General features: G+C 59.1%; 11 protein-coding genes. 6 read left to right on the top strand and 5 right to left on the bottom strand.

The genetic code is table 11. From position 1 onward, the window contains the following. Positions 1-13: 13 nt before the first annotated feature. The 3 genes from NH234_RS27485 to NH234_RS27495 form a co-directional block, all read right to left on the bottom strand. Positions 14-1,264, bottom strand: a complete 1,251-nt coding sequence (locus tag NH234_RS27485; RefSeq protein WP_085688558.1) for a sarcosine oxidase subunit beta — start codon at positions 1,262-1,264, stop codon at positions 14-16. 20 nt (positions 1,265-1,284) lie between these two features. Then, a complete protein-coding gene (gene glyA / locus NH234_RS27490; RefSeq protein WP_085731653.1) occupies positions 1,285-2,538 on the bottom strand; it encodes a serine hydroxymethyltransferase in 1,254 nt (417 codons plus the stop codon). Between the two features lie 159 nt (positions 2,539-2,697). Then, a complete protein-coding gene (locus NH234_RS27495) occupies positions 2,698-3,408 on the bottom strand; it encodes a TraX family protein (RefSeq protein WP_085731652.1) in 711 nt (236 codons plus the stop codon). Positions 3,409-3,536: 128 nt separating this feature from the next. Between NH234_RS27495 and NH234_RS27500 the strand changes: the two genes are divergently transcribed. The 5 genes from NH234_RS27500 to NH234_RS27520 all read left to right on the top strand — a co-directional run bounded on the left by NH234_RS27500 (position 3,537) and on the right by NH234_RS27520 (position 8,320). After that, positions 3,537-4,577, top strand: a complete 1,041-nt coding sequence (locus NH234_RS27500) for a low specificity L-threonine aldolase (protein ID WP_007959802.1) — start codon at positions 3,537-3,539, stop codon at positions 4,575-4,577. 124 nt (positions 4,578-4,701) lie between these two features. Next, a complete protein-coding gene (locus tag NH234_RS27505; protein WP_367254951.1) occupies positions 4,702-5,526 on the top strand; it encodes an SDR family oxidoreductase in 825 nt (274 codons plus the stop codon). Positions 5,527-5,616: 90 nt separating this feature from the next. Then, complete coding sequence (locus NH234_RS27510; protein WP_367254953.1) at positions 5,617-6,102, top strand: Hcp family type VI secretion system effector; 486 nt, start codon at positions 5,617-5,619, stop codon at positions 6,100-6,102. Between the two features lie 95 nt (positions 6,103-6,197). Continuing rightward, positions 6,198-7,559, top strand: a complete 1,362-nt coding sequence (locus tag NH234_RS27515) for a hypothetical protein (protein WP_367257256.1) — start codon at positions 6,198-6,200, stop codon at positions 7,557-7,559. Continuing rightward, positions 7,556-8,320, top strand: coding sequence for a hypothetical protein (locus tag NH234_RS27520; RefSeq protein ID WP_367254954.1), 765 nt, complete (start codon positions 7,556-7,558; stop codon positions 8,318-8,320). Before NH234_RS27515 ends, NH234_RS27520 begins: the two co-directional genes overlap by 4 nt. 57 nt (positions 8,321-8,377) lie before the next feature. On the opposite strand, the gene gbcB is transcribed toward NH234_RS27520, so the two are convergent. Beyond that, complete coding sequence (gbcB, locus tag NH234_RS27525; RefSeq protein WP_085731647.1) at positions 8,378-9,478, bottom strand: glycine-betaine demethylase subunit GbcB; 1,101 nt, start codon at positions 9,476-9,478, stop codon at positions 8,378-8,380. A 281-nt stretch (positions 9,479-9,759) separates the two neighbouring features. Between gbcB and gbcA the strand changes: the two genes are divergently transcribed. Further along, the gene (gene gbcA / locus NH234_RS27530) at positions 9,760-11,052 is read left to right on the top strand and encodes a glycine-betaine demethylase subunit GbcA (protein WP_085688567.1); all 1,293 of its coding nucleotides are present in this window, start codon (positions 9,760-9,762) and stop codon (positions 11,050-11,052) included. 49 nt (positions 11,053-11,101) lie between these two features. On the opposite strand, the gene NH234_RS27535 is transcribed toward gbcA, so the two are convergent. Beyond that, entirely contained in the window at positions 11,102-12,346 is a 1,245-nt protein-coding gene (locus tag NH234_RS27535) for a metallophosphoesterase (RefSeq protein ID WP_085731646.1), read from the bottom strand. Positions 12,347-12,369: the final 23 nt, after the last annotated feature.

Raw genomic sequence — 12,369 nt, forward strand, 5'->3', positions numbered from 1 at the left:
GGAATTTCTCCTGTTAGTGGGCGACAGCCGCAGCGCCGTGTTCGTCGATCAACGCACCGCTGTGGAAACGGTCGATGGAGAAAGGTGCGGCCAGCGGGTGCATTTCACCCTTGGCCAGACTCGCGGCAAACACGTTGCCCGAGCCAGGTGTGGCCTTGAAGCCACCGGTGCCCCAACCGCAGTTGAAGAACATGTTCGGCACCGGGGTTTTCGAAATGATCGGGCAGGCGTCCGGCGTGGTGTCGACGATGCCGCCCCACTGACGGTTCATGCGCACCCGCGACAGCACCGGGAACATCTCGACGATGGCCTGGATGGTGTGCTCGATCACCGGGTACGAACCGCGCTGACCGTAGCCGTTGTAGCCGTCGATACCGGCGCCGATCACCAGGTCGCCCTTGTCGGACTGGCTGATGTAACCGTGCACGGCGTTGGACATGATCACGCTGTCGATGATCGGCTTGATCGGCTCGGACACCAGTGCTTGCAGCGGGTGGGATTCGATCGGCAGACGGAAACCGGCGAGTTTGGCCATGTGCCCGGAGTTACCGGCGGTGACCACCCCGACGCGCTTGGCGCCGATGAAGCCCTTGTTGGTTTCGACGCCGATGCACACGCCGTTTTCCTTGCGGAAACCGATCACTTCGGTCTGCTGGATCAAGTCCACACCGAGGGCGTCGGCGGCACGGGCAAAGCCCCACGCCACGGCATCGTGACGGGCCACGCCGCCGCGACGCTGGACGGTTGCGCCCATCACCGGATAGCGGGTGTTTTTCGAGCAGTCGAGGTACGGGATTTCGTCAGCGACTTGCTTGGCGTTGAGCAGTTCGCCGTCGACGCCGTTGAGGCGGTTGGCGCTGACCCGACGCTCGGAATCACGAATGTCCTGCAGGGTGTGGCACAGGTTGTAGACGCCGCGTTGGGAGAACATCACGTTGTAGTTCAGGTCCTGGGACAGGCCTTCCCACAGTTTCATCGCGTGTTCATACAGGTGCGCCGACTCGTCCCACAGGTAGTTGGAGCGAACGATGGTGGTGTTGCGCGCGGTGTTGCCGCCGCCCAGCCAGCCCTTTTCGACCACGGCCACGTTGGTAATGCCGTGTTCCTTGGCCAGGTAGTAGGCAGTCGCCAGACCGTGTCCGCCGCCGCCGACGATGACCACGTCGTAGACCTTTTTCGGGGTCGGCGTGCGCCACATGCGCTGCCAGTTTTCGTGATGGCTGAGGGAGTGTTTGAAGAGGCCGAAGCCCGAATAGCGTTGCATAGTCATTTACTCCAGAACGCTCAGCGATAAACCGGGAAGTCTGCGCACAGGGCCGCAACCTGCTGGGCGACGTTGGCCTCGACATCGGCATCGCCGAGGTTGTCGAGGATGTCGCAGATCCAGCCGGCCAGCGTCACGCACTGGGTCACCTTGAAGCCACGAGTCGTCACCGCCGGGGTGCCGATGCGCAGGCCGGAGGTGACGAACGGCGACTGCGGGTCGTTCGGTACGGCGTTCTTGTTGACGGTGATGTGCGCGCGACCGAGGGCGGCGTCGGCGTCTTTACCGGTGAGGCCCTGACGGATCAGGCTGACCAGGAACAGGTGGTTGTCGGTGCCGCCGGACACTACATCGTAGCCACGTTTGATAAATACGCTCGCCATCGCCTGAGCGTTGTCGATCACTTGTTGCTGATAGGCCTTGAAGCCAGGCTCCAGCGCTTCCTTGAAGCACACGGCTTTACCGGCGATGACGTGCATCAGCGGGCCGCCCTGGGCGCCGGGGAATACCGCCGCGTTGAGCTTCTTCTCGATCTCTTCGTTGGCCTTGGCCAGGATCAGGCCGCCACGCGGACCGCGCAGGGTCTTGTGAGTCGTGGTGGTGACCACATCGGCGTACGGCAACGGGTTCGGGTACAGACCGGCAGCCACCAGACCGGCGACGTGGGCCATGTCGACGAACAGCAGCGCACCGACCTTGTCGGCGATCTGACGGAAGCGTGGGAAATCGAGGGTTTTCGAGTAGGCCGAGAAACCGGCGACGATCATTTTCGGTTTGTGCTCTACGGCCAGACGCTCGACTTCGTCGTAATCGATCAGGCCGGTCTTGGTGTCGATGCCGTACTGCACGGCGTTGTACAGCTTGCCCGAGGACGAGACCTTGGCGCCGTGGGTCAGGTGACCGCCATGGGCCAGGCTCATGCCCAGAATGGTGTCGCCGGCCTGGATCAGCGCCAGATAGACAGCGCTGTTGGCCGAGGAACCGGAGTGCGGCTGGACGTTGGCGTAATCGGCGCCGAACAGTTGCTTGGCGCGTTCGATGGCCAGCGCTTCGACCTTGTCGACGTGCTCGCAGCCACCGTAGTAGCGCTTGCCCGGATAGCCTTCGGCGTACTTGTTGGTCAAGCCGCTGCCTTGCGCTTCCATGACGCGTTTGCTGGTGTAGTTCTCCGACGCGATCAGCTCGATGTGATCTTCCTGACGTTGCTCCTCGGCATTCATCGCCGCCAGCAGTGCATCGTCGTAACCCTGGATCCGGTCTTGCTTGCTGAACATCGCGTCTCTCCCAGCGGCATCTGTGCGCCATTCGTCTCGGTAAGGCACTGGCTATGTTGGCAGTGCCCTTTGATGCCGATGGTATGGCCGGCGCAGGGAGGTCAAATGCCTACGGACGCCACGCAAAGGTGCGTTTACGACATGCCGACAGCGATGGACTCAAACAAGCAGCTGGCGCAACCCCAGAAGAACGAGGAAATGCGCGGGATAGAGCGCATACGCCCAGCGCCGCAGGGGTGGCGCGCGGAGGAAAGTGGCATGTCGCAACAGGAACATTCCGGCCAGCGGCGCGATCAGGCAGGTCGCAATGCCGAGGAGCGCCACACGGTTGCCGAACTGCGCGGATTCGAAGAGCACCTGCCACTGATTCGCCGCCAGACACACCAGCCCCGGCAGCAGGCTGAAATACCAGGGTTTGCGAAACACCAGCAACATCGCCAGCGGCAGCAGGACGCCGAACAGACCGAACATCAGTCGCTCCGGGAACAACGCGGCCACCAGCAAGGCACCTATGCCCAGCAGTCGCGAAATCGCTGTTCGATCCTGCCAGCCCCGCGCCACCAACAAACCCAGCGCCAGCGTGGGCATCACGTTCAAGGTGTCAGGATCCGGGATGTACAAACGGTAGGGAATCTCGCTGAACAGACTGAACAGCAGCAACCAGCCCAGATAGCGCCATTCGGTCTTGCGCGCGCCGTCCCGCGCCAGGTTCGCCGCCATCGCCAGACAGAACCACGGGAACGCCAGCCGCCCCGGCACATACAGCCAATCGGCGCTGATCCCGACATATCGCAGGTGATCGAGCAGCATGCCCAGCAGCGCCAGCCACTTGAGCAGATCGAGTGCGCCGTCGCGCCGGCTCAGGTGCATAATCGGCTTGCATCCTTGTAAAGTTTTGACAGTGACATCCCGTGTGCTCCCCGGATGATCTTCGGTACAGTGCGCACCATCATTGACCCCACGAAGCGCCACAAGCGCCTCGATCACGGAAGCCGGCCATGACCGACAAGAGCCAACAATTCGCCAGCGACAACTATTCCGGTATCTGCCCTGAAGCCTGGGCTGCCATGGAACAGGCCAACCACGGCCACCAGCGCGCCTATGGCGACGATGAGTGGACAGCACGCGCCTCCGATTATTTCCGCAAGCTGTTCGAGACCGACTGCGAAGTGTTCTTCGCCTTCAACGGCACCGCCGCCAACTCCCTCGCGCTGTCGTCGCTGTGCCAGAGTTACCACAGCGTCATCTGCTCGGAAACCGCCCACGTCGAAACCGACGAATGCGGCGCGCCGGAGTTCTTCTCCAACGGCTCGAAACTGCTGATCGCCGGCACCGAAAACGGCAAGATCACCCCGGCCTCGATCCGCGAAGTCGCCCTCAAGCGCCAGGACATCCACTACCCGAAACCACGCGTAGTGACCCTGACCCAGGCTACCGAAGTCGGCAGCGTCTACACCCCGGAAGAAGTCCGCGCCATCAGCGACACCTGCAAGGAACTGGGCCTGAACCTGCACATGGACGGCGCCCGCTTCTCCAACGCCTGCGCATTCCTCGGCTGCTCGCCGGCGGACCTGACCTGGAAGGCCGGCGTCGACGTACTGTGCTTCGGCGGCACGAAAAATGGCATGGCGGTGGGTGAAGCGATCCTGTTCTTCAACCACAAACTGGCGGAAGACTTCGACTACCGCTGCAAACAGGCCGGGCAGTTGGCCTCGAAGATGCGTTTCCTGTCGGCCCCGTGGGTCGGCATCCTGGAAAACGACGCCTGGCTCAAATACGCCCGCCACGCCAACCACTGCGCGCAACTTTTGGCAGAACTGGTCAGCGACATCCCGGGCGTGGAACTGATGTTCCCGGTCCAGGCCAACGGCGTATTCCTGCAACTCTCGGAACCGGCCATCGCCGCCCTGACCGCTCGCGGCTGGCGCTTCTACACCTTCATCGGCAAGGGTGGCGCCCGCTTCATGTGCTCGTGGGACACCGAAGAAGAACGCGTGCGTGAACTGGCCCGCGACATTCGCGAAGTCATGTCGGCCTGATCCCCTTCCCGTGGCGCGGGAGCCTGCTCCCCCGCCACCGCTCACCTCTCCCTCCCGTTTCAGCTCCATCGTCTACATTGTCTGTCGAGCCATCGCTCACATAACAATAAGCAGGAGCTTGCGCATGTCGCTAAAAGGCAAAACCTTGTTCATCACTGGCGCCAGCCGTGGCATCGGGCGCGAGATTGCGCTGCGGGCTGCACAGGACGGGGCCAATATCGTGATCGCGGCCAAGAGCGCCGAACCGCACGCCAAGTTGCCCGGCACCATCCACAGCGTCGCCGCTGAAGTCGAAGCGGCGGGGGGCAAGGCTTTGGCGTTGCAACTGGATGTGCGTGATGAAGACGCGGTGCGTCAGGCGCTGGCCCAGGCCAATGAACATTTCGGCGGGATTGATGCGCTGGTGAACAACGCCGGGGCGATCAAGCTGACCGGTGTGCAACACATCGAACTCAAACGTTTCGACCTGATGCATCAGATCAACACCCGCGCGGTGTTGCTCTGCAGCCAAGCGGCCCTGCCCTACCTGAAAAAATCCGCCGGGCACATTCTCAACCTGTCACCGCCGCTGAACCTGGCCAGCAAATGGTTCGCCCAGTACAGCCCCTACACCGTGACCAAGTACGGCATGAGCATGCTGACGGTGGGCATGAGCGAGGAATTCGCCAACTACGGGATCAGCGTCAATTCGCTGTGGCCGCAGACCATGATTGCCACGGCGGCGATCGAGTTTCAGCTGGGCAATCGGGAGTCGTTCAAGCATGCGCGTACGCCGGCGATCATGGCGGATGCGGCGCATGTGATTCTGAGTAGCAGCGGACGGCGGATTACCGGGCGTCTGTTGATTGATGAGGAGATCTTGCGGGAGAACGGCGTAAGCGATTTCGATCACTATCGATATGAGCCGGACAGCCACGAAAAACTAATGCCCGATCTGTTTATTGACTGAGTAATTTCAGAATCGGACTACGCCAAACCCTACATAAAACAAACAAACCTCGCCATAGACTGCCGACTCCCATTTCAAGGACTGCAGACTATGGCGAACCCCGGCTACATGACCATCAAGGGTAAAACCCAGGGACTGATATCAGCAGGATGTTCAACAGCCGAGTCTGTCGGCAATACCTTTCAGACGGCGCACACCAATGAAATCATGGTGCTGTCCTACAGCCACAACATGGCCAATGCCGGCAACATCAACCACCCCACACATGCCCCGGTCATCATTACCAAAAGGCTCGACAAGTCCTCTCCGCTGCTGGCGCAGGCGCTTGCAAACCGAGAAGAAGTCAGCTGCAGGATCAGCCTCTACCGAACGTCGCCTCAAGGTCAGCAAGAGAAGTTCTATTCCGTCTCCATCGATGGTGCCGTTCTGGTTGATCTCTCCCTTGATTTGCCACACGCGATCCTGCAAAACGACGCCGAACCTCAAGAGCAACTGGTCCTTCGTTATCGAGAAATCCGTTGGGTCCATCACATCGCCGGCACCACCGGGTATGCCTCGTGGGGCGAAGAGGATTGAGTTCTCCGCGACATGATCTCTGCGATGTGCAGAGTTCTGCCAATAAACTGCTGGCACAGGCACTGACCACTGGCGCTCGCCATCTGGCTTACGGGATGGCGCGCGTGCAGTTCAATCATGGGGTAGCTTACTTCGTCAGGCACATCGTCGAAGATGTTGCCGCCGGACGTTTACCCCCGAAGCAAGGCCTGTACGCACTTGCACAGGAACAACGAAACCTCCTGAACCAGTCCCGGCTTTTGCTGCAAAACAGGCAGCGAACAATCACTCGCACGGCCAGAGCCCGACCGCAGTCGATGCTCACGCAGCCCGCAGCGAATCCTGATCCGGAACGACTGCTGCGAGCCGTTCATCTGCAAGACTTGAAAGTCTCGCGCTCGAACGTCGCTCCTGTCCCGTCTGCGCGCCCGCTCCCAGACCTGCAGCTTTTTCCCAGCGAGCGCTGGCCCCAGGAGTTGCCGACACCGGAGGAGCCAGGGTTCTATATCGTGCCCAAAAGCCTGCCCGCCGAGAAACTGCAGGTGCAACTGTTTCCGTCGCCCAACCCGAGCGTCATCGCCAAATTCAAAAGCCTCAATCCGATGGAAGCCATAGTGAAAGCCGGAACGCTGATTGTCCTGAGCGACCCGGACAATCAGCAATGCACCTATGAAGAATCATTGCTAATGGAAACGGCACACATCGTCAGCATGGCGCTGGCGCCGTTGACGATGGAAGAAGCTGATTTCATGGCGCAACACCACGGCGTTATTCAGAGTGCACTTTCAGTTGAATCGAAAGTGATAGGCGTCACCACGGCCATGGCGGCCAATTATCTGGATGGAATAAAAAACGCGCTTCAAGAAATCGAAAACTTGCATACCAAAACCCTCGGCGCGAATGGCAGCCTGAACTCAAAAGCGTTTAAAAAACAACGTACACAGCTGCTTAACAAGCTGGATAACCGACTCACCAACTTCACCAAAATAACCATTGGCCTGCCTGATCACCCGAACCTCAAAGCAGCCCTCGGCATTGATCATCCGCACCTAGTGCATCGATGGAAAAAGGCTGGCGGTATCGGCCAGAACCCGGGATATGCCACTCATATTCAAGCCGTCACCAAGGCATCGCGATATGTCAAATATGGCGGTTGGATTGGCACCGCTGTGGGAGGTAGCGCATCGGCAGTGAGGGTCCAGGATGTTTGCGCAAATGGCAGCATCGAAGCGTGTGAAAAGGTGAAGTTCACGGAGACCGGAAGCTTTTTGGGTGGAGTGGGTGCAGGAATAGTAGCCGGCGCGCTCGTGAGCTTAACGGCCTCAACGATCTGTGTAGGAGTTGGTCTCCCGACTGGCGGGCTCGGTACTGCCCTTTGTGCTGCTCTATTGGCAGGAGTCGGAAATTACGCCGGCGGGACTTTGGGCGAAAAAGGCGGCGAGCAGGTCGCGGAGAAAGTATACGAGGCTGCTAAATGATTATTTGCATTACAGAGAAAATATTGTTGTTGATCGGCATTGTAGATTTCATCGGTATATTTACGCTGATAGGCGTGATGTTGTATGTCGCCAAAACAAAAACCGAAACCATATTAAGCCACCTAACAAACAGTTCAATTTCGAGCAAAATAACAATGCTTTGGCACGGAGGACCTTGGGGCAGAATTTACATGATGGGAGAAGTGTTCGCCATCATGAGAAGCCCTGCGATTTATATTCATACCGGAAAGCTTTGCGCGAAAGACTTTGAAAACTTCCCACAAAAACTTAGAAAAAAATTAATCACCTTATACAGACTCGTTTTTATTTTTTTCGCAATCATGATGTGCCTAGGGTTAGTCGCATATATAGAAGATATGCAAGACATCGCAATAAACCCAATAGTGATTATGGCAATGGTGAGTCTCACAGGTCTGTTATTAGTAAATGGAATTTTGCTTTATGTCGCCAAAAGAAGACTGGAAGTAATCCTTACCAGCCTTAAACGAAGCTCGATCACCTCGTCTCTGTTCATGCTATGGCAAGCGGGCTTGGGGGGGCGAATTTATATGTTGGGAGAGATTTTTGGCATCCTCAAAAACCCTTCACGGTATATTTCCCAAGGCAAAGTAAGCGCAAGAGACGTTAAGAATTTCCCACCGAAACTCAAACGCGACTTGCTTAAACTGAATAAATACCAGCAAATATTTGGCTTTACGTTCGCGGGCTTTGGCTTGCTCGCCATGTCTGGACTGATTTGAAATCGCATTTTCCAGGCGATTTCCTCAATGAGGAGATCGCCCTAGATGCAAACCTACTTAAAACTCGATCCGAACATCCCCCTTCGGCACGCTGCAGCAAGAAAGAATGTACCCCTCCGCCTCGTCGTCCTCGGTAATCCCGCCGTTGTGATCCATCTCCACCTCGCCCCCGAGTTTGAGCACCTTGCATGTCCCGCAGATCCCCATGCCGCAGGCTTTCGGGATCATCAGGCCGACCTTCGCCGCCGCCGCATGCACGGTCTCGCCCGGAGCCACGCGGATGCTCTTGTCCGAAGAGGTGAATTCCACCAGGTGCAGATCCGCCGCCGGGATTTCCGGTGCTTCGGCGGCCTGTTCGGCCTGTTCCACTGCATCGGCGCGGGCTTCCGGCGGTGTGGCGCCGAAGGATTCCTCGTGGTAGCGCTTCATGTCGTAGCCGGCGTTTTCCAGCAGGCGCTTGACCGCCGTCATGTAAGGCGTCGGGCCGCAGCAGAAGACTTCGCGCTCGAGGAAGTCCGGCACCATCAGTTCCAGCATCTTGTGGTTGAGGTAGCCACGATAGCCGGCCCACGGCTCGCCCAGCCCATGCTTCTCGCAGATCAGGTGCAGACTGAAGTTGTCGATCCGCGACGCCATGTGTTCCAGCTCGCGGTGGTAAATGATGTCCTTCGGTGAGCGGGCGCTGTGGATGAACGTCATGTCGACGTTGCCGTTGGTGTCGTAGAACCAGCGCGCCATGGACATCACCGGGGTGATGCCGACACCGCCGCTGAGGTACAGCACTTTCGGGCTCGGGAAGTCGATGGCGTTGAACAGCCCGACCGGGCCGTGCACCGCCAGCTCCTGACCTTCATGCAGGGTGTCATGCAGCCAGTTGGACACCTTGCCCCCCGGCACGCGCTTGATGGTCACCGAAAAGCTGTACGGCACCGACGGCGAGCTGGAGATGGTGTACGAACGCATGATCGGCTGGCCTTCGATTTCCAGCTCCAGGGTCACGAACTGCCCGGGCTTGAAGAAGAACAGGATCGGCTGGTCGGCCATGAAGCAGAAGGTGCGCACATCCCAGGTTTCCTGGATGACTTTGACGCAACGGACGATGTGTCGGCCATTGGCCCAGGTCTGGGTGGTGACCGGATTCAGGAAGCTGTTCGACATGCTGTTCTCCACGGCCGACTGTCGGCCTTCATGTGGCGATTCTGCGTATAGCGCGAACGGCCCGTTTACCTATCCGCGACATTCACATACTTATCGCGACCAGCCCCCAACCACCGGGGGTTGCGCGTCGGGAACAGATTGCACCATGTCGCCCATGGATAAGGTTCCGGGCAGCGCCGGCCCCACACTCGCCCTCAACACAAACGGTTTCTTTACACCTTGCGCTGCAACCCTGATCAGCCACTTTCGCGGCCACGCAGATGGCCTTGAGGAATTCATCGATGGACACCGCAAAAATCAGCCTGGGCGACCCGCTGGAACCCGCACGCAAGGCCACCGCACAAATGCTGCAGGAACGCGAGCGCACCTTCTCGCTGCCGCAACCGTTCTACAGCGACGAGCGCCTGTTCGATATCGACATGCAGGAGATCTTCCAGAAAGAGTGGTTGATCGCCGGCATGACCTGCGAGATCCCGGCCAAGGGCAACTACCTGACGCTGCAGATCGGCAAGAACCCGATCATCGTGATCCGCGGCGCCGAAGGCGTGGTACACGCATTCCACAACGTCTGCCGCCACCGTGGCTCGCGCCTGTGCACCAGCGACAAGGGCAAGGTCGCCAAGCTGGTCTGCCACTACCACCAGTGGACGTATGAGCTGGACGGTCGCCTGCTGTTCGCCGGCACCGAGATGGGCGCCGACTTCGACATGAACCAGTACGGCCTCAAACCGGTGAACGTGAAGACCGCCGGCGGCTACATCTTCATCAGCCTGGCCGAGAATCCGCCGGCCATCGATGACTTCCTGTCGACCCTGAACCACTACATGGAACCGTATGACATGGAAAACACCAAGGTGGCGGTGCAAACCACCTTGATGGAAAAGGCCAACTGGAAACTGGTGCTGGAAAACAACCGCGAGTGCTACCACTGCAACGGTTCGCACCCGGAATTGCTGAAAACCCTGCTGGAGTGGGACGACGTCACCGACCCGCGTGCCGACCAGGCGTTCAAGGACCACGTCGCCGCGTCTGCTGCCGCGTGGGAAGCCGAAAAGATCCCTTATGCCCACGCCAGTTTCGGCCTGCGTAACCGTATCGTGCGCATGCCGCTCCTCAAAGGCACCGTGTCGATGACCATGGACGGCAAACAGGGCTGCGCCAAACTGATGGGCCGGATCAAGAACCCGGACCTGGGCTCGATGCGCATCCTGCACCTGCCGCACTCGTGGAACCACTGCATGGGCGACCACATCATCGTGTTCACCGTGTGGCCGATCAGCGCCCAGGAAACCATGGTCACCACCAAGTGGCTGGTGCACAAGGATGCCGTGGAAGGCGTGGATTACGACGTCGAGCGCATGCGCAAAGTGTGGGACGCGACCAACGATCAGGACCGCCGCCTGGCCGAAGAAAACCAGCGCGGGATCAACTCCACCGCGTACCAGCCGGGGCCGTATTCCAAGACTTATGAGTTCGGCGTGGTCAATTTCGTCGACTGGTACAGCGAGCGCATGCTGAGCAACCTCGGTGCCGAGCCTGCGCCTTACCTCAAGGGTGTTCCGGTTCAGGGCTGATTCGCGTCATTGATCGTTCCCGCGTCCTGCGCGGGAACGATCAAACGGATCACTTCGATTTCCACCTCACAGACCCATCCTCCCCGATAAACTCTTCGAAAATATCTTCCCCCACCAACCTGATCTTCGCGTAGCCGTTCAACACCCGCAGCGGATAGTCCGGATCCTTCGCATCCTGCGTCTCGGAAAACAATATCCGTGAATGCCCGTTCAGTTCGCTGGTGGTGCCGTAGGGAATCGCTCCGTGCCCGGCACAGCGCGCATGCAATCCACCCTGTGGCGCATAGACGATGCCGTTGTGCAGATGCCCCCAATACCAGTAATCCGGCTCGCGCCCCAGTGCATCGCATACGGGTTGATACAGCGCGGTCTTGTTGTGTCCGGTGATATCGAAGCCCTGATGGTGGCTGAGCACCATCAGTTTCTTGCGTTTGGGTAAGCCCTTCATCCAGGCGATTTGCGGTTCGTTCAGCGTGCCGTCCATGTACAGGTTCATCACGTCCGAAGCATAGGCCGTGTCCAGCCCGACAATCAGCCAGTCGTCATTGATCAGGGCAAAGTAGCTGGTGCCCTGCTGCCCCGGAAAACGCGCGGCCAGTTCTTTGAAATAACCGTGGGCGCCGCTGTACATCTCGTGGTTGGAATTGAGGGTGAACGAGCCGTGGCTGCCCATCGGCCAACCCGCCATGTCGGTGTCTTCCTGGGAATGGGTACCGGCGTAATAAACGTCCCCCAGGTGAATGGTGAAATCGGCATTGGCCAGTTGCATCTGGTTGGCCACCGACACCGCCGGCGCGTGGCTGTTGAACGGCCCGGTGCCCCAGTCGCCGGCAATCGCCAACGTTACTTCGCGCTCCATTGTCACCAGCGCCGGATCGGTGCCGAAGGTCGCGTGATGGCGCAGGTTTTCGATCCACTTGAGCAGCGCCTCGCTCCACAGCAGATCCAGCAGTTCCCACTTGCGGCAGCCGAACAGTGTGCCGTCCTTGAGTACTTTGGTTTGCAGTTGATCGGGCGATTGCGGCAACGGCGTCGCGTTACCGATGCGCAGGATCGACAAGCCGTGGGACAACTCCCACGGCACGGCCGGCTCGTCATCCGGCAACTCTCCGTGCTTGAGCACGTACTGCGCCTGATCGTGACCGCGCTGGAGCAGCTTGATGATGGCCTGGAACTCCTCGGGCTCCAGTTCACTGATGAGCTTCATCCAGGCCATTTCGATGCGCGTGAGCAAACCGTGCAAGCGTACTTTGACCTTGTCGTATTCATGCTTCAGATGACCGACCGCTGACATGGCGTAATCCTCTATCCGTAGGG

This window comes from Pseudomonas sp. stari2 (genome assembly GCF_040760005.1).
Classification (GTDB): domain Bacteria; phylum Pseudomonadota; class Gammaproteobacteria; order Pseudomonadales; family Pseudomonadaceae; genus Aquipseudomonas.